The 24,286-nt window shown below is 39.6% G+C and carries 14 protein-coding genes; 11 read left to right on the top strand and 3 right to left on the bottom strand.

The features are described from left to right. Positions 1-568: 568 nt before the first annotated feature. Complete coding sequence (locus Q8S11_RS03320; RefSeq protein WP_305660665.1) at positions 569-1,252, bottom strand: FKBP-type peptidyl-prolyl cis-trans isomerase; 684 nt, start codon at positions 1,250-1,252, stop codon at positions 569-571. Positions 1,253-1,377: 125 nt separating this feature from the next. Here Q8S11_RS03320 and Q8S11_RS03315 point away from each other — a divergent pair, with 125 nt between their 5' ends. The 7 genes from Q8S11_RS03315 (at position 1,378) to Q8S11_RS03285 (ending at position 13,466) form a co-directional block, all read left to right on the top strand. After that, the gene (locus Q8S11_RS03315; protein ID WP_305660664.1) at positions 1,378-2,592 is read left to right on the top strand and encodes a sterol desaturase family protein; all 1,215 of its coding nucleotides are present in this window, start codon (positions 1,378-1,380) and stop codon (positions 2,590-2,592) included. Next, a complete protein-coding gene (locus Q8S11_RS03310) occupies positions 2,585-3,286 on the top strand; it encodes a lysoplasmalogenase (protein WP_305660663.1) in 702 nt (233 codons plus the stop codon). Before Q8S11_RS03315 ends, Q8S11_RS03310 begins: the two co-directional genes overlap by 8 nt. Before the next feature lie 116 nt (positions 3,287-3,402). Next, a complete protein-coding gene (locus Q8S11_RS03305) occupies positions 3,403-4,164 on the top strand; it encodes a hypothetical protein (protein WP_305660662.1) in 762 nt (253 codons plus the stop codon). Next, on the top strand, positions 4,161-6,944 hold the full coding sequence (locus Q8S11_RS03300) for a TonB-dependent receptor (RefSeq protein WP_305660661.1): 2,784 nt from the start codon (positions 4,161-4,163) through the stop codon (positions 6,942-6,944). Before Q8S11_RS03305 ends, Q8S11_RS03300 begins: the two co-directional genes overlap by 4 nt. 1 nt (position 6,945) lies before the next feature. Continuing rightward, positions 6,946-8,091 carry a DUF4249 domain-containing protein gene (locus tag Q8S11_RS03295; protein WP_305660660.1) on the top strand — a complete coding sequence of 382 codons (1,146 nt, stop codon included), beginning with the start codon at positions 6,946-6,948 and terminating at the stop codon, positions 8,089-8,091. Positions 8,092-8,117: 26 nt separating this feature from the next. Continuing rightward, positions 8,118-10,535, top strand: a complete 2,418-nt coding sequence (locus tag Q8S11_RS03290; protein WP_305660659.1) for a hypothetical protein — start codon at positions 8,118-8,120, stop codon at positions 10,533-10,535. A 351-nt stretch (positions 10,536-10,886) separates the two neighbouring features. Further along, the gene (locus Q8S11_RS03285; RefSeq protein ID WP_305660658.1) at positions 10,887-13,466 is read left to right on the top strand and encodes a family 20 glycosylhydrolase; all 2,580 of its coding nucleotides are present in this window, start codon (positions 10,887-10,889) and stop codon (positions 13,464-13,466) included. Positions 13,467-14,148: 682 nt separating this feature from the next. Here the strand turns inward: Q8S11_RS03285 and Q8S11_RS03280 are convergent. Next, positions 14,149-14,550 (bottom strand): DoxX family protein, encoded by a 402-nt coding sequence (locus Q8S11_RS03280; protein WP_305660657.1) that lies wholly within the window; start codon positions 14,548-14,550, stop codon positions 14,149-14,151. A gap of 218 nt (positions 14,551-14,768) precedes the next feature. Here Q8S11_RS03280 and Q8S11_RS03275 point away from each other — a divergent pair, with 218 nt between their 5' ends. The 4 genes from Q8S11_RS03275 to Q8S11_RS03260 are packed head-to-tail and all read left to right on the top strand — an operon-like array spanning position 14,769 to position 20,912. Beyond that, a complete protein-coding gene (locus Q8S11_RS03275; RefSeq protein WP_305660656.1) occupies positions 14,769-15,371 on the top strand; it encodes a TetR/AcrR family transcriptional regulator in 603 nt (200 codons plus the stop codon). Between the two features lie 46 nt (positions 15,372-15,417). Continuing rightward, complete coding sequence (locus tag Q8S11_RS03270; protein WP_305660655.1) at positions 15,418-16,743, top strand: TolC family protein; 1,326 nt, start codon at positions 15,418-15,420, stop codon at positions 16,741-16,743. Positions 16,744-16,751: 8 nt separating this feature from the next. Further along, complete coding sequence (locus tag Q8S11_RS03265; protein ID WP_305660654.1) at positions 16,752-17,813, top strand: efflux RND transporter periplasmic adaptor subunit; 1,062 nt, start codon at positions 16,752-16,754, stop codon at positions 17,811-17,813. Between the two features lie 12 nt (positions 17,814-17,825). Then, a complete protein-coding gene (locus tag Q8S11_RS03260; RefSeq protein WP_305660653.1) occupies positions 17,826-20,912 on the top strand; it encodes an efflux RND transporter permease subunit in 3,087 nt (1,028 codons plus the stop codon). 164 nt (positions 20,913-21,076) lie between these two features. Here Q8S11_RS03260 and Q8S11_RS03255 read toward each other — a convergent pair whose 3' ends face one another. Continuing rightward, positions 21,077-23,269 (bottom strand): M28 family metallopeptidase, encoded by a 2,193-nt coding sequence (locus Q8S11_RS03255; protein ID WP_305660652.1) that lies wholly within the window; start codon positions 23,267-23,269, stop codon positions 21,077-21,079. Positions 23,270-24,286 lie beyond the last annotated feature (1,017 nt).

Below are 24,286 nucleotides of genomic sequence, written 5' to 3'. Positions count from 1 at the left end.
AGTATCGCTCAATAGGGCCCGCCTTTAGGCGGGTTGTAACCGGCGTGATTCAATTTGGGCTTCAGCCCCACATATAGCAGGTTAGAAAATAACGTAAACCGGTGCTTCAGCGCCGACAACATTTAATCGGGCTGAAGCCCGGAATATCCCCCTTGTATACACCGCTTAATAGCGGTGCCTATTGAGCGAGTGCGCTAACAACGGGGCTTGCTTTTTGAAATCAGGAAATAAAATCGTTCACGATACTTTTTAAAAGGATATTTTTAAACATTTTATTTTTACCGGACAACAATGAGTATTGAGTATTGAGTAGTGAGTAGTGGGTATTGAGTATTGAGATATGATTCTGGTCCACTTGAAATGTATTGATTAATGCAAAAATAATCTAATAGCAAATGGGTTGATCTTTTAACGTTTATGTTCCTCCAGATAACTGATAACAGACAACAGATAACGGATAACTGACAACCGATAATTGAACCAAGAGTCAAGAGCCAAGAATCAAGACATTTAATAACTATTTTTTTTCAACGGTCAACTGTCAACTGTCAATTATCAATTGAAAATCCTACTTCCCAATCTTAATCAACTCTACTTCAAAAATCAGTGTACTGTAAGGTGGAATATCGTTTCCTGCGCCGCGCTCACCGTAAGCAAGGGCATAAGGAATATAAAAGCGATATTTTGAGCCGACAGGCATTTGTTGTAGTCCTTCCGTCCAGCCGGGAATTACCTGGTTTAATGTGAAGGAGGTAGGTTCACCGCGATCATAGGAACTGTCAAATTGTTTCCCGTTGGTCAGGGTTCCTTTATAGTGGACGGTTACTTCATCAGTCGCGACCGGCTTAGCACCTGCTCCAGGTGTGAGGACTTCATATTGTAATCCGCTCGGAAGGCTTATGATTCCGGCTTTCTGCTTATTTTCATTTAAAAATTTATCCGCTTCAGCAATGGATCCTTCAAATTTCCTTTTTTCAAGAGCATTTAAAAGGCCATAGATTACTTCCTGAGATTTTTCAGGACTAAAGATGACATTTCCTCCTGAAAATACATCACTCATTGCTTTAGATACCAGCGTATAGTTTAAATTAGTTACCCCTCTGTTCTTCAGATCACTAGCAATGCTTGCACCAAAAGCATAGCTCGCTGAATCCAGTTGTGTTTTAAATAGGGGGGTAGCAGCAGGTTTGGTTTGCGCTGTACTATAGGTTGATATAGTTACGGCGGCAAACAATATTAGGTATTTCTTCATGTTATTCCTGATTTTTAAATGTTGAATCCAATTTCCGGACCGGGCGCTAATATAGACAGCCTGATGATAAATAAACAATATTCTCTCTAATTTTTTGTTTCATCATAAAATACTAAATTGTATGGATGAAAGTTGACTATATCGCCCTTTCTATTCCCGTATTTTTTATCCTGATCGCAGTTGAGCTTGGCTATGCCTTGTATAAAAAGCTCGATTACTACCGGCTAAATGATTCCCTTTCAAACTTGAGTCAGGGTATTGGTTCTCAACTGGTAGGAATATTTCTGAAAACCATCACCTTTTTTGGCTATTTATTCATCTTTGAGCATTGGAGATTTTATACATTTCCCAATACTTTATGGACATGGTTATTGCTTTTTTTAGGGGTGGATTTTTTTTATTACTGGTTTCATCGAAAAAGTCATCAGATTAACGCATTGTGGGCTGCCCATATTGTTCATCACCAGTCTGAAGAGTATAATTTAACAGTGGCTCTCCGGCAATCCTGGTTTCAGTCGGGTTTTGCATGGGTATTCTATTTACCGCTTGCCTTTGCCGGCTTTGAACCAATTATGTTTCTGACAGTTAGTGCATTTAATACTATTTATCAGTTCTGGATACATACAAAGGCAATTGGCAGGATGGGGCCGCTGGAATGGTTTTTAAATACTCCTTCCCATCACAGGGTTCATCACGGTTCAAATCCAAAATATATTGACAAAAATCATGCTGGTACCCTGATAATCTGGGATAGAATGTTTGGAACATTTCAAAATGAAGAAGAGGAAGTAGTTTATGGAATTACCAAGCCTCTGGCAAGCTGGAATCCGTTTTGGGCAAATTTTCATTATTGGGCCGATTTATATTCCAGCTCAAAAAATGCCCGCACTTATACCGACAAGATTAAGATTTTCATCAAGGCACCCGGTTGGTTTCCGGATTACCTGGGTGGAATGCAATACCCCAAAGAAATAGACATCCATACCTATGTTAAATACAGCCCGGAATACGATAAGCGCTTCAAAACCTATATTCTCATTACATTTCTGTACACCCTTAGCTTCTCGAGTCTGCTTATTTTTATTTATGCAGAATTGAGTACTTTACAACTGATAGCCTGTAGCCTGTTTTCACTTTTAAGTCTTACATCCTGTGGGGTATTGATGGAGAAGCAGAACTGGTCCGGCCGATTTGAATATGTTCGGATAGGCTATTGGATTTTGGTTCCATTGACTTTCTACGGAAGCGATTTTTTTGCAAACCTCATCATTTTTAATTCCATTGCTGCATTACTTTCATTCGCCTGGTTCAATCGCCTTAAACGGAAAAAACATGTTTAAACGTCATACAATTTTCTCGCTAATCTTTTTCATGATCCTGATTCTGAATTTATTGGTTCAGTCTACGTTTTTTGAGGGATATGCAATCTTAATCAAACCATTGATATGTATATCCCTTGCTTTCTATCTTTACAAGGAAAGCAATATGAAGGCCGGATTTAACCGGCTGGTTTTTGCAGGGCTTCTATTTTCATTGATGGGTGATATACTGCTCCTCTATGCCGCTTCCGATGTTTATTTCTTTCTATACGGTTTGGTCTCATTTTTAATTGCACACATCCTGTATTCATCGGCATTTTTTCGTGATTTTAAGAACAATCCTCAGGAATCAAAATACTATGGCCATTTGATGCTCTTTTTTATGGGTGTGTTCTCAATGAGTTATTATTCCTGGATCAGGGATTATTTGAATGACTTCAGAATCCCTGTGCTGGCTTATATTTTTGTCATATCCATCATGGCAATTCTTGCAGGATACCGTTATAGAAGGGTGAATCTGCTGAGCTTCAGACTAGTTTGTTTCGGAGCGGTATTCTTTGTGATTTCTGATTCTGCACTGGCCTTTAATAAGTTTGTGCAACCTTATTCTTTTGCGGGAATACTTATTATGTCGACCTATATGATCGCTCAGTACATGATTACAATAGGCACTATCGAGCGTAAGGTAGTGGGCAAAACTCATTCTGATAAATGATTTAGAGCTTAAATTATTTGTTTCCTTAGGATGGGTTTGAATTGAATAATTATTCTATATTCGATAATTCAATTCTACCTCATTTCCTATAGCCAGTTGAAAAATATTTTTAACAAATGTATCTTTTGATTATGCTCAGAGGCATGGGATTGACCTTATTGCTGGCATTCCAATTCCTGTGTATAAATTTTTCCCTGGCTCAGGTAAAAAATGAGATTAGTCCGGAACAATTGATTGTTCGAAATGCAGCATCAGTGTATTTTAAATCATTAGCTGAGCAATCCGGAATTTATAGAGGTGTTGAATATACCGGGTTCCCTTACAGATTAAACAACGGCCATCAGTATTTTGAAACTCAATTCCCTGTACAAGGATCTGTTTATTATGACGGAATACTTTATAAAGATATTCCAATGTGGTATGATTTGGTTAAAAATCAGGTAATTGTACAATATATAGATGGGTTTTCTGAGATCAAACTTCATAACGAACTGATAGATTATTTTTCAATACATGATCATCATTTTGTTCATCTTGGAAGAGATAAAACAGGTAATAATACTCTGTCAGAAGGTTTTTATGATTTGGTTTATCTTGGCAGAACTCAAGTTCTTGTGAAACGATCAAAAGGTACCTTAAAAGAGGTGAGTGCAGGTTTTGCTATAACTATCCTGAAACAGAAGAATGAGTTTTACTTGATAAAGGAAGGTGTTTATTTACCTGTAAAGAATCAGTCTTCAGTTTTAAATGCGCTGGGTAACAAGCAGAAAGAGATTCAGGAATTTCTGAAAAAGAGCAATGTTAAATTCAGGAAAGATCCTGAGAATGCAATTGTTCGAATGGTGCGATATTATGATATTTTAACAGAATCAAAATGAAGAAAAGAAGTATTCTTTTGATCTGTTTATTGATTGCTGTATGGCATGTTGCCGCACAGGTTAAGCCGGTTCCAATTAGCGTTGACTTGAAAGATGTAAGTATTCAGGACTTTGTAAAAGAGATTGAATCAAAAGCTGATTATCATTTTTATTATAATTCCGCAGAGTTTGATAGTGTAAGAGTTACACTAAGTGCCAAAAATGAATCCATTCCTTCTATTCTAAGAATGGCTTTCAGAAATACTGATTTCAGATATACTATAGATCAGCAAAACAATATCTTTCTAAGTAGAGGAGTCGAGATTCTGGCCGGCCTTCCCTATGGATTATTTGAGAATGAAAAGGACTCATTAAGCTGGCAGATACAAAAGGAACCGGAACTTATTGCAGAACTTAGCAGTACTGCTGAAGAGGGAAATTTGTCTTCCAATCTGGAAAATAAGCAGATTCAAATAGGGAATAAGACTGCCCAGATCAGACCCGGTAATGTTACATTGGTGGGCTATGTACGAGATGGAAAGACAGGTGTCCCTGAAATTGGAGCCGCTGTATACGTTGAGAACCCCCGAATCAGTACTTATACCAATCAATTTGGATATTATACCCTGGTTTTACCGCGCGGACCTCATATTCTTAATATTAAAGCCCTCGGCATTCAGGATACCAGGCGTAGTTTAATGATCTATTCAGACGGAAAGCTGGATGTTGAGATCCAAACACAGGTTCTTTCATTGAGGGAAGTTGTTATTTCTGCGGAAAAATCTGCCAATGTAAGGAATGTGCAGATGGGGGTTGAAAAGCTGAGTATAAGTTCCATTAAACAGGTACCTGTGGCCTTTGGGGAAGCAGATATTGTCAAAGTAATGCTGACTCTTCCGGGTGTAAAATCGGTCGGGGAGGCGAGTAATGGATTTAATGTCAGGGGAGGGGCAGTAGACCAGAACCTGATTCTGTTCGATGATTTGACTATTTACAATCCTTCTCATTTTTTTGGATTCTTTTCTGCATTTAACCCGGATGTGATCAAGGATGTGGAATTGTATAAAAGCAGTATTCCATCCCGCTATGGCGGCCGATTATCCTCTGTACTTGATGTAAACAGCAGGGATGGTAACACCAAAAAGCTAAGTGGAACTGCCGGAATAGGGCTTTTAACGGGACGCTTGAATATTGAGGGGCCAATTATTAAGGACAAAACTTCCTTTATTCTTGGTGGAAGAACAACATACTCCAACTGGTTACTCAAAATGCTGCCTGAAGAATCGGGATATAAAGATGCTAAGGCTTCATTCTCGGATTTAAATTTGAGAATCAGCCATGAAATCAACAATAAGAACAATTTATACTTATCAGGATATCTGAGTGATGATGATTCAAATCTTGGTAGTGATACCAGCTTTGCCTATGGCAATCAGAATTTATCTTTGAAATGGAAGCATCTTTTCAGCAATAAATTAACCGGGATTTTTGTTGGAGGCTTAAGCAGGTATCAATACAATAATAATAGTATTGCTAATCCTACAAATGCCTATAAAATGGCATTTGATATTCAACAAGCTAATTTTAAGTCAGACTTTAATTATTATCTCAATTCAAAACATACAATTGATTTCGGGATCAGTACGATTCGTTATGACCTCAATCCCGGAACGTTCCAGCCTATGGGTACTCAATCACTCGTAAAATTAGATGTATTAGCCCCTGAGCAGGCCTTTGAAAGTGCTATTTATATCGGTGATCGTTTTGACCTGAGTTCAAATTTATCATTGGATTTAGGTATTCGCTATTCCATGTTTAATTACATGGGCCCTCAAAGTGTTAATTTATATGCTCCAAATCTGCCAAAATCAGAAAGTAATGCCATCGGTACAGCATCCTATAAAAAGGGGGAACTAGCCAAAACTTACCACGGGCCTGAACTTCGTCTGTCAGCCAGGTATCAGCTTAGCGAAGACTTCTCAGTAAAAGCTGGTTATAATACCTTAAGGCAATATATTCATCTTTTGACCAATACTACCGCTATTTCTCCAACCGATATATGGAAACTCAGTGATCCGAATATCAGGCCTCAGTTTGGCGATCAGACCTCCCTGGGCTTTTACAAGAACTTTAAAGAAAATACTATTGAAACTTCCATTGAAGGTTATTTCAAGAACTTAAAGGACTATCTGGATTATAAAAGTGGTGCCAACCTGATATTAAACCATCATATTGAGACTGATGTAATTAACACGAAGGGTAAGGCTTATGGTGTGGAATTTCTGGTTAAGAAACTAAGCGGAAAGTTAAATGGCTGGATGGGATATACCTATTCACGAACCTTATTGAAAATGGATGACGCTAATGCCGGTCAAATCATCAATGGTGGAAATTTTTATCCTGCTAATCATGATAAGCCACATGATTTTAGTCTGGTGGCAAATTATCGTTTCTCTCATCGTTTTAGTGCATCGTTTAATACCGCTTACAGCACCGGAAGGCCAATTACAGTTCCTATCGGTAAATATTTTTATGCGGGTTCATTGCGGGCGAATTATTCGGACAGGAATGCGCTTCGTGCCCCTGATTATTTCAGGACTGACTTTTCAATAAATATTGATGGCAACCATAAAGTAAATCAGCTTACTCATAATTCATGGACTATTGGGATTTATAATTTGACGGGCAGGGACAATGCTTATTCAACTTATTTTGTGTCTGAAAAGGGACTAATCAAAGGGTACCAGCTTTCCATTTTTGGTTCTGCTATTCCATTTGTAAACTATAATATCAGGTTTTAATATGAAGACAAGGATATTTAAATTAATATTATGCATTTCAGTTCTGCTGTTTTCATTTTCATGTAAAAAGCCGTTTGAGCATGATGCAATAAGTGACTCACCGACCTTACTGGTTGTTGAGGGCATAATCAATCAGGGTGGTCAAACAAACATACTTATAAGCCGAACGCTGAAACTTTCAGATAAGAGTGTTGTGCAAATGGAGAAGGGGGCAAAAGTTCAGGTAGAAGGTTCCAATAATACCATTTTAGCCCTGACTGAAAGTTCTGCAGGTATTTATACTCTGCCAAGTACCACATTCAATACGAATCTGCAATATCGTCTCAGAATCAAGACAATTGCCGGTAAAGAATACCTATCTGACCTGATGTCTGTGCGTTCTACACCGGCAATTGATAGTCTGAACTGGAGAAGAGAGCGGGATGGAGTGGGACTTTATATAGATGCTCATGATAGCAATAACAATACAAAATATTATCAATGGGATTATCTGGAGACCTGGGAGCAGCACTCCGTTGGATATTCGGATTACGTTTATAAAAATAACATCGTTCAAAACAGGGACTATCTTGAATCTCTTAAAATTTTTACCTGCTGGAAGAACGAGGCATCAACTAATATTCTAATCAGCTCAACTGCCAAATTAAGTTCTGATGTTGTGGATGATTATCAACTGGCTTTGATTCCAAACCGTTCAGAAAGGTTGGGGGTTAGATATAGTATCCTGGTCAGACAATATGCTATTGGCAGGGAGGCTTATGAATACCTGACCTTAATGAAAAGAAATTCTGAACAGATGGGTTCAATTTTTGACAATCAACCCTCAGACCTTGTAGGTAATATTCAATGTGTCAGTAATCCGAATGAACGGGTAATCGGATTTATAAATATTTCTCAGATTGTTGAAAAGAGAATATTTATTAACAATAATCAGGTACCTGCATGGAATTTTAATCTCGCATGTGAGCCTATTGTGGTTCGCAATCATAAAGACAGTTTGTATGCGGCTTTTGTCACCGGTATGAACCTGATTACAACCTATAATTTAAGTGCAGCCGGTACTATAGAATCATATAATGGTAATACTTCAATATGCCTTGATTGCCGCACAAGAGGTGGAAGTAATGTTAAGCCTGCATTTTGGTAATCCCAACAAATAAACAGCTTTTAACTATGCAAAAATCAGTAGAAACAGTTAAGCAACACTTCTTCAAAATATTGGGGATGCTTTTACTGGTTGCATGTTTTTCTGATGCATTTTCACAGGATTTTAATCAGGATTCAATAACTAATCGGTTTGGCCAGTACTCGGGGAAGAACCTTCAGGAAAAAATTTATGTTCATACGGATCGGGAGCTTTATCTGGCTGGTGAAATACTTTGGTTTAAATTGTACAATGTAAATACAGCTTCCAATACATCGATTGACTTCAGTAAAGTTGCATATGTTGAGATTATTGATAAAAATCTAAAACCTGTTTTACAAGCCAAAATTGCAATTGATAAAGGGTCAGGTAGTGGATCTTTATATTTGCCGGTTTCATTATCCAGCGGGAATTATCAGTTAAGAGCCTATACAAACTGGATGAAAAATTTCAGTCCGGATTATTATTTTGAAAAGAATATCACACTTGTTAATACCCTGACAAAACCTGAGAAGAAACCGGCACTGAATGAAGTAGATCATGATATTCAGTTCTTCCCTGAAGGCGGAAATATGGTCGAATCTTTGCCAGCAAAGCTTGCTTTTCGTGCAATTGATAGTCAGGGTAAGGGCATAGATTTTCGGGGCACTCTTGTAGATGAAAACAATAATATACTCCTGAACTTTAAACCCTTGAAATTTGGTATCGGCTCTTTTGTTTTTACTCCTGAAAATGGTAAAACCTACAGAGCAGTCATAGAAATTCCAGGATCGAAAACAATAATTAAGGAATTGCCATCTGCTAAAACCGGTTATGTTTTGCAGCTTGAAAATACAAGTGCAGAACAAATTAAGGTTAAAATACATGCCAATGAAGGCTCCTCAAATCAGCAACTTATCTTGTTTGTACATACCAGGCAGGACAAAAAAATCAGTGAAAGTGTTACTTTAAACGGGGGTAAAGCAGAGTTTTTGATTGATAGGGATAAGCTGTCTGAAGGAATATCACATCTTACCCTATTCAATAATTCGGGTAGAGCTCTTGCTGAACGACTATACTTTACCCGTCCTGCCAGTCAATTAAATCTGGGTGTCAAAGCGGACAAGTCTACTTATGCAACCCGAAATAAAGTAAGTCTGGAATTGCTTTCAAAAGATGAAAAGGGTCTTGATATTGATGCGGATGCCTCTGTTTCGGTATTTGCTTCAAGTGCAGGCATTTCCAATGAAGCTGATATTTTCGATTATTTATGGCTGAAATCAGATTTAAAAGGAAATGTAGAATCGCCCGGCTATTATCTGAAAAATAAGGATGCGGTAGCTGATGAAGCGTTGGATAACCTGATGCTGACTCATGGTTGGAGAAGGTTTGTTTGGGAAAATGTGATTTCTAAAAATATTTCAGTATTTGGATTCATACCTGAAATCGACGGACATATTATTGAGGGAAAGATTATTGATACCAGGACTCAGGGCCCTGCAAATAATATTCTTGCCTATTTATCATTGCCCGGCAAAAAACTGCATCTCTATGGTGCAAGGAGTAATAGCTCCGGACTTGTTAATTTTTATACCCGTGATATTTATGGACCGTCAGAACTTGTGGCTCAAACCGATACCCAACAGGATTCCACATATAAAATTGAAATTCTGAGTCCGTTTTCAAAAGAATATTCAAGTACAAAACCTTCAGGATTTATTCTCGATGAAGATCTCCGAAATCAGTTGTCTACCCAAAGCCTGAGCAGTCAGGTTCAGAATGTGTATTCATCAACTAAACTAAGAACCTTTTATCCTGCTTTGGTTGATAGCAGTGCATTTTATCTAAAGCCCGATAAGACCTACCTATTGGATAATTTTGTGCGGTTCACTACAATGGAAGAAGTGTTAAGGGAATATGTTGTGGAGGTGCCGGTTACGCGGCAGAAGGATAACTTTTCAGTATGGGTTACAGTAAGACCTCATCTTACAGATATCCCTAAAAGTGTTAAACCCCTGATCATTTTAGACGGGGTTCCAATTTTTGACGCCGGTAATAAGATTATAAAATACGATCCTAAAAAAGTCCGTTCTCTGGATGTGGTTGCCCAAAAATATTTTCTCGGACCCATGAGTTTTGAAGGTATCTTGAATTTTACGACCTATAAAGGCGATTTGCCTGATTTTCAGTTTGATACCAGAGCTACCATTACGGATTATGAGGGTTTACAACTAAAACGGGAATTTTATTCACCGGTTTATGATTCTGCCATTCAGACTGAAAGCCGGCTACCGGATTTCCGAAATGTATTGTATTGGTCACCGGATATTAAGATCAATTCAGACGGCAAAAAGACCATCAGTTTCTATACTTCCGATCAGGAGAATAATTACACAATTATGTTTCAGGGAATTAGTTCTTCGGGAAAAGCTGGTTCTGCGAGTTTGACTATACAGGTTAAGAAATAGGTTGACAACATTTACTAAATGAACAGCGACCCCGGAGGTGGTCGAATGTTTATAGAAACGTAATAAAAAGTCTGTTTCCCGACCCTGAAGGGCAATGTCATTAAGTTAAGGAACTTTGTCATTCAGAGCGTAGCGAAGAATCTAATGTAGACTTCTAAATAGGAACTTCACTCCTCAGCATGACAGGCACCATCGGAAATACAAGTTTAAATAATGACATTGAGCGCACTCCTGTGGCACGCGATTCCTCTGTCGGGACCTCTGAATATGCAGCATTTTTTTTATTGATAACTTAATTTTCAGCAGACACTAATGTTTTTGTAATTTGTCTTTGCAATTATAAACCTTAATATGATAATTCTTAATCGATCCCTGAGCAGCAGGTTTTCTAATCTTATCCTAAGCTTAATTCTGCTATTTTCTTTCACTCAGATTCAGGCACAAAGTAAAACCAAAGATTTTAAGATCAGTGTGCAATGGCAGCCGATTCAGAATAATTCTGAAGGTAAAAGTCAATCACTTTCAGTTCTGAGTCTGAGAAATGAATCGGCTGAAGATTTACCTTCAAATGGATGGACTTTATATTTTAATTATTCAGGTGATTTTCCAAAACCTGATAGCAGGGGCTTAACAATTTCATTTGTCAATGGAGATCTTTATAAAATTGAGCCAAATGCAGCATCTGATGGCATATCTGCAGGAACAAGGCTAGATTTCCAGATGGTCAGATCTGGGAATATTGAAAATGTAACCCAATCTCCTCAGGGATTTTATCTCGTTCTTTCAGGCACACCTGAAAAGGTAATTCCTGTAAAATGTACTTATCCGGATCCATCTGCCGAATTTTTGAATTCCCTTCCGGCATCAAAAACCTGGATGGATCCTTCATATGTATATTCAAAGAATCAGGATGTTCAGGATATAGATGCATCGAAAATGCCGCTGATCTTCCCAAGTCCGCAAGAGTATAAATCAATGAATGCTGAATATATAATTAATGGAAATACAAGCATTTCTGCAGAAACTATATTTATCAGAGAGGCCGGGTATCTGAGTGAAGAACTTGCTAAAGTGCTTAATGCCAAACCTGCAATCAGACAGAATAGTACAAATGGTATTGTATTTAGAAAAGATCCTAAAATTGCAGCGGAAGGCTATGAATTAAGTGTTTCAGAAAAAGGAGTACTTATCTCTGCTTCCACACCAGCCGGAGCCTTTTACGGCATTCAGTCGCTCAAGAGTCTGTTGCCGCCATTAAGCTGGCGCGAAAAGCAGAATTCCATAGTTATTCAGACTGTAGAAGTGAAGGATGAGCCCCGTTTCGGCTATCGTAGTTTTATGCTGGATGTAGCAAGGAATTTTCAAACCAAAGAACAAATCCTTAAAGTACTGGATCTGATGAGTTTGTACAAGCTGAATGTATTTCATTTCCACTTTTCTGAAGATGAAGGCTGGCGGGTTGAAATCCCCTCGCTTCCTGAATTGACCCGGGTTGGAAGTGTTCGAGCACATACTATTGATCATAAAAATAATATCCAACCTGCATTTGCATCAGGAGGAGTTCCAAATCAATTGCCTGGCAGCGGATATTTAAGCCGGAAGGATTTTATTGAAGTTCTTAAATATGCAACTGTAAGGCATATTCAGGTAATTCCTGAAATTGAATCTCCGGGACATGCACGTGCGGCAATTAAAGCGATGGAAAGCCGGTATGAGAAGCTGATGAAAGCAGGGAAAGCGGCTGAAGCTGGCAGATACCGTTTGATCGATCCTCAGGATAAATCCCAGTACCGTTCTGTGCAGGGCTGGAATGATAATGTGATGGATGTAGCCTTACCTTCAGTTTACAATTTCATTGAAAAAGTAACTGATGATTTGATTCTGATGTATAAAGAAGCCGGAGCACCTTTAAAAACGATCCATTATGGTGGAGATGAAGTACCCGCCAAGGTATGGGAGAAATCTCCTGCCTACCTGAAACTTAAAAGCACGAATCCTGATATAAAATCCACAGATGATCTTTGGTATTACTATTTCGGGAAATTAAACGCGATGGCTAAAAAGCGTGGCCTGTTTGTTTCAGGCTGGGAAGAAGCAGGAATGCGCAAAACTACCCTCGATGGCAAACCTCATTATATCGCCAATCCTGATTTCGCAGATGATCATTTCCAATTACATGTATGGAATAATGTGATTGGCTGGGGAGCTGAAGATCTGGCTTACAAACTGGCAAACGGAGGCTATAAAGTAGTTCTTTCACCTGTTTCGAATCAATATTTTGACCTGGCTTATAATAGCTCTTATTATGAGCCCGGCTATAAATGGGGTGGTATGGTCGATATTGACAAGCCCTTTTATTTCATTCCTTATGATTTTTTGAAGAATGTGAAAGAAGACGGACAAGGCAGGCCGATCAAAGATCTGGATCAGACTAAAATGATCAGACTGACCGATTATGGTAAATCCAATATCGTCGGACTACAAGGATTGTTATGGTCAGAAAATAATATAACGAAAGAAAGACTGGAATACATGATGCTTCCAAAATTGCTCGGACTTGCTGAGCGGGCATGGGCAGTGGAGCCAGAATGGGCAATTGGGGAGTATTCAATTCTGAATGATCTTTACTATAAAAATTCCTGGTCTCAATTTGCCAATCGGGTTGGAAAGCGTGAATTGCCGCGCCTGACTTATTATAACGGAGGTTTTTCCTATCGCATTCCTGAACCGGGATTGAAGCTCAGGGATGGGAAAGTATATGCTAATATTCAGCTTCCCGGACTGGAGATCAGATACACCAGGGATGGTTCAGATCCGGTAGCCGGAAGTATGATTTATACAAGCCCCTTAACTGAAAAAGGGAAATTTCGTTTTGCCGCTTTTGATGTATCCGGTAGGAGAGGAAGGGTTGTGACGGTAGAGAATAAATGATTTCGATATAAAATCTTGTTGGGGGAAGTTTAGATTGACTGATTTTTTTAGTTTTTATTCGGTCCTGCCTTGCTGGTGCGCGCGCAGTGTCATTATTTAAGGATAAATTACGCGTTAATTACAAAGGAGGTTCTCGCTTTCGCCAGAATGACAACTCTTTGTGTGTCGAGAGGAATACGGCTCAAGGCCGGAATTAGAGTCTTATCGATAGCTGATTTATACATCGAAAAGGCCTTTTTTCGGTACTCACTCCGATCCTGACGAATACAGGATCTCACCTACTATTAAATATTGAACTGTCATCGTGGCGGAGGCCACGACCCCCTTTTCTTCTTAAATAATGACATTGAGCGCATGCGTGTCGCGTGTGCTTCTTTATTAATTCCTGGAACGCGCGCACAGCAGCACCGGGCAGCCCGTCCCAATGAAAAACAGCTCCGGGTAAAATAAACCTTGCCGGAGGAGGTAGCTTCCGGCTATTCGTAATTTGAAATAGAACGCGATTTCTTGCCGGAACTACTCCGGAGGAAAGGGCTGAACTAGCCTATAACACACAGGTATTGGTTTCAAAAATCAATTAATATGGCTCCAGAGCCGTATAGGACGAATTATAACCGTATTATTTTACCTTTCCTTTAGACAAAAGTCCTGAAACTCCTTTAATCCTATTAATAGTATTTATTTATTTGAGCCTATTATCAACAGAAAAACGTCCCGGTCCGCAAAGGAATATCACAATGAACATACCCAGAAAAAGGAGCGATTTTTCTTTAGTTCCGAAATCATCGGCGGCATGCACAATAAAAAATGCAACCGACATATTGATAATGAGCGGAATTAAAGATAAGCGGGTGTAAAGCCCCATAATCACGAGAATTGCACATAAAAACTCCGCAAAAGTTGAAAGGTAGAGCGATGGTATCTCGCCTAGCCCGACAGGATCGCCAAATTTAAGGTCCCCGTCAAGAATTTTCTGAAATTTAGGGTAACCATGGGTAAGCATTACAGCGCCCGCAACAATTCGAAGAATTAATAAGCCCAAATCGTTAGCTAATGGACCGCTTGACATAAATGGTGATTTCATGATCTTAAAATTTAGGTGAAAAGAATGATGCTTCTTTATCTAAGATAACAGGATTTTTTAATTTATTTGAAATTATACCTTTTAGTTTATTTTATCAATTGATTTTTTTTGAATCCCTTATACCCAAAAATTGATTCTCATCACTTTTTCTCTTTTTTTATTTGGATATGTATTTTTTATTTACCTTTGTAAGTGAACGCTTACTATTTTATTCATCAATGAAAATACCTGATACTAACATTTTTACCGAAAGACAGATTGAGATCATGCAGGCTGCTACTCAGCGGATTGATAAACATGGAATTCAGGATCTTACCATTAAGAATCTGGCCGCAGATCTGGAACTGTCTGAGGCAGCACTTTATCGCCACTTTAAAAGTAAGAATGACATTTTAATGGGATTGCTAAATTATTTCATTCTGGAAATGGAGAACAGACTCTCTGCAATCATCAACCAGGAAGAAATAGAAGCAGAAGGCCTTTTGAAGGAAGTTTTTGATTCACAGCTTGGAAGCTTCGTGAAAAATCCAGCAATTGTGAGTGTGATCTTCTCTGAAGGGATTTTTCAATTTAATAAGGATTTGAACAATAGGGTGATGGAAATGATGAAGCTAATGCAGATCAATATTCAATCAGTGATTGCAAAAGGTATTGAAGCAGGACAGATCAGAGGAATTGCCGATCCTTCTACCATCACTACAATCATTATGGGAAGCATGCGTTTGACCGTCTTGAAATGGAAATTATCCGGACATAAATCAAATCTCATTCATGATGGTACTACAGTTCTATCCGGAATTTTGAAAATGATTGCAAAGTAAATTATCGTATGATTCTGTTTATATCATTCTTAAATAAATATAAGCCATGAAGTTAGTAAGTATTTACAAACATTCCCTTCTGCTGATTTTGCTGGCCTTTGCATCCTGGAGCGTAAATGCTCAGCAATGGTCATTAGAGCAATGCATTGATACCGCTCAGGTGCACAATAAGAACCTGCAGATGAGCCGGAACAGTATGTTAATCCTTGAGCAAAAGGAGAAGGAAGCAAGGGCGAATTTGCTGCCCAAGCTTGCACTTAACGCTGATTACCGGTATTATACAGATCAGCCTACCCAGTTATTACCTCAGTCGGTTTTTGGCGGACCAGCCGGGCAGTTTAAAGAAACCCGTTTCGGCGTACCACATAATATCAATGCGAATATTCAACTCTCCATGCCTTTGTACAATGCTCAATTGCATAGTGCTGTTGATAACAGCAAAATTGCTTCTGAGTTGAGTGAGTTACAATATGAACGCACCGCAGAGCAGGTTATTTATGATATTTCTAATTTGTACTATAATGCTCAGATACTTCATCATCAGCTTAATTTTATTGACAGCAACCTCGTTAACACAAAGAAATTACAAAAGAATATAAGTCTTCTGAATGAGCAGTTAATGGCTAAAAGTTCTGATGTCAGCAAAGTGGATTTACAGCTTGAGCAATTGAATACTCAAAAGGAAATTGTGAGAAGCAGATATGTGCAGGTATTAAGTACGCTAAAATTTTTAATGGGACTTCCCCAGGAAAGTTCAATAAGTATTGATCCTGCAATAAAGTATCAGGTTAAGCAGGAATATGCAAGTTTAACCAGCCTTGATATTCGTCAGGCAAGGATTCAAAACCGTTTGATCAACGCTGAGCTTAACACAATCAAATATTCAAGGCTGCCTACACTCTCATTGTTTGGTTCTCAGGGTACCACAGGTTTGGGTTATGATAAAAGTCCTGATCAGTTTTTGAAATTTTTCCCTGTTGGCTTTGCAGGCATACAATTGTCTTATCCATTATTTCAGGGAACAGTAACGAAACACAAGATCAATCAGAAAAAGTATGAGCTCAAGAACAATGAGCTTCAGATAAGTCTGTTAAGCGAGCAGAATATAATGCAAGTTGATAATGCTAAAATGCTGCGTCAGGTCGCTCAGAAATCAACAGAAACTATTCTGCTTCAAATGAGACTTGCACAATCAATTTATAATCAAAATATCATACAACAAAAGGAGGGAACCGCAAGCTTAACAGATGTTCTGTTAGCAGATACTGCCTTGCGGGAATCGCAACAGTCGTATTTAAATGCGGTGGTCGATTATTTGAAAGCTGACCTCGATTATAAAAAGTTAACCGGAAATATTTCTGTCATTAAATAATACCAGCAATGAAAATCACCATTAAAAAAGCTCTGATTGTTTTTATCCCAATAGTTCTTGTAATGCTTGCAGTTATCAGGCTCAAAAGCAATAAAGAAAAGACTCAGAAGGGAGTTTATCAATATGATAAGGAACAGGTAATTTATGTTCAGGCGGATACTGTAAAGTTTGAGAATATCAATTCAACTATTAATTATACGGGTTCATTTGAACCAATCAAAGAGAGTCGGATTAGTTCTGAATTACAGGGCAAAATTAACCAGATAATGGTTGCTGAAGGAAATTTTGTAAAAAAAGGCCAGGCTATTATTCAATTGGATAATTCTCTGTTAAAGCTGTCTTTACAGTCTGTTCTTGTACAAAAGGATGGCCTTGAAGTGGATGTAAAGCGTTTTGGAATCCTCGTTAAAGCAGAGGCCATTCAGGGAGTACAGCTTGAAAAAGCAGAATTGGGCTTAAGATCTGCAAAGGTTCAGGTCGCATCACTCCAGGAGCAAATTAATAAATCTACTATTAGGGCGCCTTTTTCTGGTATCGTAACGGCCAAATTAAGTGAAGTGGGGGCATTTGCTTCACCGGGTATCCCATTAATGCAGATCTCAGATATATCTACCCTGAAGTTTATTGTCAATGTTCCTGAAGCGGATTTAAATCGATTTCGTTTGAATCAGACCTATTCTGTTAGCTCAGAGGCATACCCTGATCTTGATTTTTCAGCTAAAGTTGCCATGATTGGAAGTAAAGCCAATACAGGAAATAGCTTTCCGGTGCAGTTGATAGTCAATAATACATCAGATTTAAAGATAAAATCAGGCATGTTTGGTAAAGTAATTCTAAAAAACCCTGAAGCTGAGCAGGGAATTTTTGTTCCTTCATCTGCATTGCTTGGTACTTCAGAGCAGCCTCAAATATATTTGATCAGGAAAGGAAAGGCGGTTTTGCAAAAAATCATGATCGGGGCTAAAGTGAAGAATACCAGTAAGGTCTCTTCAGGTTTAAAACCGGGTGATGTCATTATTACCGGGGGTATGATCAATCTGTTTGATGGGGCTAATGTACAGGTACGATAAAATCGCTGAATTATGAATATTACAGAAATTTCAATCAAACGACCTTCACTCATCATTGTTCTATTCAGTGTATTTGCTCTGTTAGGCTTCATTGGATATAAGAATCTCAGCTATGAACTCATGCCTGATTTTAATCAGCCGGTTGTAGTTATAAAAACAGGCTATCCCGGTGCTGAGCCTGAGGAGGTTGAGACATCGGTTTCCAGAAAAATTGAAGATGCACTTTCTAATGTTGAAGGCGTGGATTATCTGGTAACCAAATCGCTCCCTAATGCATCTGTGATCATTGCAAACCTGAAATATGGAACCGATCTGGATAAGACGATGCAGGATGCGCAACGCTATATTGATAATATTAGAAAGGATCTCCCGGAAGATATTTTAAGTCCGGTAATGAGCAAGGTTTCGCCAAACGATCTTCCAATTATGTCAATTAGTGCCAGCAGTAAGATGCCTGACACGGAGTTCTATCAGAAAATGAAGGATGAGTATCTGCCTCAAATTCAGCAGATAAAAGGTGTTGCAGAGATCACGATACTCGGTGGTGAAGAACGGGAGATTCAGGTGAAAGTTGATGTCGATAAGCTCAAGTTTTATAAAATTTCATTAGCTCAGGTTGTAGAATCCATCAATCGATCAGGAATTGACTTGCCTTCAGGAAAGGTACAAACCAATAAGGAATCAAGCTCAGTAAGATTAAGCGGAAAGTTTAATTTTCCGGATGATATTAAAAACGTTCAGGTTGCGATGCCTCTGCCCGGTAGCCCGGTTTATGTAAGGGATGTTGCCGAAGTAACAGATGGCCTTAAGGAGGCGGTTTCCATTAATCGCTATAATGGACAAAATGGAATCGGGCTTCTGTTAAAAAAACAGGGAGATGCCAACGCGGTAGAGGTTTCAAAACTGGTTCGGGAGAAATTTAAGTTTATTGAGAAACAGGATGAAGCTCAGGGCATTAACTTTATCATTGCTTCTGATAGCACAGACAATACCATTGCAGCAGTTGATTCAGTAATTTTTGACCTGATCCTTGCAGTAATTTTGGTTTCGGTCGTGATGCTTTTATTCCTTCGCAGTTTCAGGAATGCACTGATTGTCCTGGTGGCGATTCCAACCTCTCTGATCACTGCATTTGCTGTGATGTGGTTATTGGGATATACCCTTAATCTGATGACTTTACTGGCCATGTCATTGATCATCGGTATTCTGGTCGATGATGCTACGGTGGTATTGGAAAATATTCAGAGGCATTTGGATATGGGCAAAGAAAAACGCAAGGCATCGATGGATGGCAGGATGGAGATCGGTTTTTCTGCATTGTCAATAACACTTGTCGACGTGGTGGTGTTTTTACCTATCCTTTTTTTGCAGGTTTTTGTAGCCGATATGCTTAAACAGTTTTCAGTAGTTGTAATCACTTCAACACTCACAAGTTTGCTGGTAGGATTCACACTGACACCATGGCTGGCCTCACGAATTGGTGTTAAGGAGGATCTTAAACCAAGCAATTTTTTTAATCGGTTTTTACTCTGGTTCGAGCACCAACTGGAGGGCTTTACCAATTGGTACGGAAGAGCACTTGAATGGGTATTAAATCACAAACTAATTTTTGCCGGGATTGTACTTCTGTTATTTGCAATGACTTTGGGAGTCATGAAGCAGGGAATTATTGGTAAGGAATTGATTTCTACAGGTGATCAGGGAAAATTCAGAATGAATCTGGAATTTGATAAATCAACATCTCTTGAACAAAATAATGAGGTTTCCTACAAAATAGAGTCTTACATTTTGAAAAACCCTGCCGTAGCAACGGTGTTTAGTAATGTGGGAGGACCGAGCACAGGAATTGGAAGTTTAGGGCAGGGATCTGCCAATAAAACTGAGCTTACTATTCAGTTGAAACCTGAATCCGACAGGGCCAGGCAGTCTACTGAGGAGTTTATGAAAAAGCTTCGGGAAGAGTTGCAGGTGAAATTCCCCGGACTCAACTATTCAATGGCCTCATTGGGTTTGATTCCCCGTTCAGCTCCAATTGAGCTTACTTTAAGCGGCAGTAATAAGGAAATGGTGATGAATGCCGGAGCCCAAATGCAATCGGCTATCGGGCAAATTCCCGGCGCTGATAATGTACGTCTCTCGGTTGAGGCTGGTAGTCCCGAATATATGGTTGTGCCTGATAAAGACAGGATGCAGCGTTTGGGTTTAAGTACTGCCTACGTGGGCATGGCATTGAGGACTGCCTTTACCGGAAATGACGATGCCACTTTAACCGAAAATGGCAATGAATACCCGGTCAGAATCTGGCTTGACCAGTTTAGCCGTCAAAATTATGATGATGTAAAGCGTTTAACGGTAATCAATCCGATGGGTATACCAGTAGAGGTTTCTCAGTTTGCAAGTATTGAGCAAAGCAGTTCATCATCGCTACTTGAACGGAAAGACAGACAACCTGCTGTTACGATTACTGCGGATGCATTGGGACGTCCCTCAGGTACAGTTGCTGACGATGTGCTGGCTTACCTAAAGGCAAACCCCTTAGCCGGAGATATACAAATGACCTGGGGGAGTGATATTAAAAGACAAAATGATAGTTTTGGTGCCTTAGGATCGGTTTTACTCATTTCCTTCCTGCTCATCTACCTGATTATGGTTGCACTTTATGACAGTTTTATTTATCCTTTCGTGGTCTTGTTCTCTATACCGGTAGCCTTAATCGGAGCATTTTTTGCCCTGAATCTTTCATTGAATAATCTGAGCTTGTTTGCTTTACTCGGTTTGATTATGCTGATGGGTCTGGTGGTTAAAAATGCAATTCTGATTGTCGATTTTACAAATCAGTTAAAAGCAGAAGGAATGCACTTCAGGCAAGCATTGATTACTGCCGGAAAAGGAAGGATGCGGCCGATTCTGATGACAACCTTATCCATGGTCATCGGGATGTTACCAATCGCTCTGGCATCGGGTACCGCATCAGAATGGAAGAATGGTCTGGCCTGGGTAATTATCGGCGGACTCTTATCCTCCCTTATTCTGACTGTTTTTCTGGTGCCGGTGATTTATTATCTGGCTGACAGGCTTAGGGAGAAAATGGCGAAATAAGTCTTATGAAATCCCCGTTTTCCGACCCGATTGCCATCGGGTTGCGAAATCACCTAAGCGTTTAGAAAGTCGATTTCGTCACCCGATGGCTATCGGGTCGCGAGTAATAAATGGCGACTGACAAATTTAACTTTCATATTGCCTGGGTAAATTCCTAAGTCAACCTACTTAGCCCGCATCGAAGTTGCCTTCAAATGCTCCGCCAATCTTCCAACCGCATTCGCTGCAATATTTATTTGCGCTTGCGCCTCTTTCCAGTCGCGCTGTTCAATGGCTTCACGCACGCCGGGCATGGTCTTGACTCCATATCCGGTGTAAAATCCCGGAGCATAGAGGGTGTGCTTATACCATGGGCGACGTGGCAGTCCCTGCTCTGTCAGCAAGCTTTGTTCAGCACGGTAAAGCGCCTTATTGATATCTTCAAGTGCTGATTTTGAAATTGTTCCCTTGCTCAGACTTTCAGATAATGCATTTGCCGACTGGTCCAGATGAACCAAAGAATTCTGAAGTGAAGAAAAATCAATAAAAGGAACTTCTGCTTTTGCTTCAGGCGCTTTAGTAGGCTTGGTCGGATCATCAGCCAGCTTATGGTTATTACCTTCCAGCATCTGGTTAAAAACCAGTGTTGATTCCCTCATTTGATCAGTCATGCTGATCATCTCTTCAGCATAAGTTGAAATTGTTTTATGAAGGTTTTTAAATTCAAAAGGAAGGGTGTCTGCATTTGCCATTCTCAGTACCGCACGTCCGATTGTTTGAGAAAGTGTGCGACCATAACTGAATCCCGGATCACCAAATCTGCTGTAATAATCGTAAGAGTCATAAGCGGTATGGTATTCACCTCCTGCATTCTCACCACCATAATAAATGTTCAGTGAAGGTATACCGGCATGCTGCAGGAATGCAGAATAATCGGAACCAGAGCCTAAGGCGCCGATACTCATTGATGTTTTTGCCATATTATCCTTTCTGGCTTTATCAGATCCGGAATTAACGATATTCCTGGCTTTTAAACGCTCAAAAACACTCACATTGGTTTGAGGATCAATTACATCCTTTGCTATTCCGTCAATCATAGCTTCCAGTCCATGAGAACCGGCTGCCGACAGAAAACCGCGGCCATTTCCATCAGAATTGATATAAACTACCGCTTTTTGCTTTAGTTCAGCCGCATGATCTTCCACCCATTCAGTAGAACCGATTAGTCCGGGTTCTTCTGCATCCCATGCACAATAAACCAGGGTGCGTTTAGGTTTAAAACCATTTTTAACTAATTCACCTATAGCCTTTGCTTCCTCCATCATCGCTGCGATACCACTTATCGGATCGTTAGCGCCGGTATTCCAGCCATCGTGGTGGTTACCGCGAATGACCCATTGGTCGGGATATTCTGATCCTTTGATCTTAGCAATTACATTATATGCAGGCACCATTTTCCAGTCGAATTCTACTTTCAACCTTACCGAGGTTTTTCCCGGGCCGATATGATAGGTAAAAGGTAATGCCCCGCGCCAGTCGGGTGGTGCTACAGGTCCGCCCAATGCTTGCAGCAATGGCTGTGCATCATGATAAGAGATTGGTAAAACCGGAATCTTCAAAAGATTTTCAGCATCTTCCTTTTTTAAGCGTTTTGCATTTTCAGTCGCCCCGATAAAAGGAGTTAAAGGATCGCCGGGATAAATAACCATATCCATGATCGAGCCACGCTGTACACCATGTTCGTTTTTAAAACTTCCTTTAGGATAAACATCCCCCTGGAAATAACCATCCTCCATTGGATCGGAATAAATGATACATCCAATTGCCCCATGCTCCTGTGCTACTTTTGGTTTAATTCCGCGCCAGGATCTTCCATACCTTGCAATCACTATTTTTCCTTTGACATCAATTCCGAGCTTATCCAGCGTTTCATAATCTTCAGGTAAACCAAAGTTTACAAAGACAAGTTCAGCACTTACATCCCCATCGGCACTCCAGGCATTATAGGATGGAAGCTGATCCGGGTGACCTGAGGTTGCATCTTCTTTCAGAGCCGGCTCTTTCAGTAAAGCCTTGAATTTTGTCGGAGCAGTCATCTCCAAAATCCGCACTTTAGGCGTTGGAAAAAGAACTTTATAGACTTCAAGTTCAGCATCCCAGCCATAGCTTTTGAATTTTGCAAGCAGATTTTCTGCGACTTCCTTACTGGCGGGAGAACCCAGATAATGTGGTTTCACAGTAAGTTCTTTAATAGTTTTACCGATATTTTCGCTGCTGATATAACTATCGAAACTTATTTCTAATTGTTTTTGATCTTGTGCAGACGCAGATCCTATAGAAATCAGAACTGCAGCAATAGGAAGAAAGTACTTTTTCATCTATGTATAAATTGTTTTTTAATCCTGCATCTGCGGGACGATTATTTTATGCGTATGGAAAGGTTAAATTACTGAATTTATGAATATGGAAAGAATGGGGGATAATTTTTGTTTTAGAATGCTAGTCGCATTAATATTAACGTATGATTCAGAATATTTGATCTTACAGTGTCAAATGATGGTCATTACTGTCCGATTAAATTAGGAATATTGAGAATAGCTCTATTTTGGCTTTTCAAATTGAAATTGTAACTAATTTCAAAGTAAGAAGTCCCTATTAAACATATGTCCCTCCATTGCCGGGGGGCGAATTCGTTATTCACCAGTTTTTGATGTTTATAAAGGTGTTTATGCTTTCACCGCTGAAGGGCGGCTCAGGTTTGAAGGCCAATCCCGATGGCAATCGGGACTTCAATCCCTAGGTGCCTTGGCCATCCCGCAAGTGCGGGACTGCTTTTGGGGGATATCTGATTATGAAAGCATTCCGGGTATGATCCCAAAATCTAATGCTCGGAAGTGCTATTCGAAAGAATCTACTTCATTTTTTTGATTTTGCTGGCACAGGTCCCGGTTTTAAACCGGGAGAATCGTCCTTCGCAAAGGCTTTTCTGATATGAACGGTTTTGGGACTGTGCTCCGGGTTTACAACCGTTCATTAATTACAGGTGTTGCCGATTGCAGGGACCGGCATTTCGGGATTTGGCAGGAAAGGCGCACTTTTTCCCAGCATTGACAGTCATAAATCACTGCAGTTAAGCAATCCGGAGAAGTGTTGCAGATTCATTCACCTTTTAGACTGCCAAAAACACGGCTTGGATTGCACCGATGGGAAAAAGTGTGGATTTACAACAAATACCGGGAAGCCGCGGCTCTTTTGCTTACTTTTCCAGCTGCAGGGAAATTAAGTGCCCTTCCGCCGCAAAGGCGGACTAATTTTATTTTGAGACAATATATTTTTTTTAGGCGGATACCTGTGATTGATGAGAATAAATTCATTCAAAACTTGCTCGAGGAAAA

The organism is Daejeonella sp., assembly GCF_030695525.1.
Classification (GTDB): Bacteria; Bacteroidota; Bacteroidia; order Sphingobacteriales; family Sphingobacteriaceae; genus Daejeonella.
This window is presented reverse-complemented; position numbering and strand designations above follow the sequence as displayed.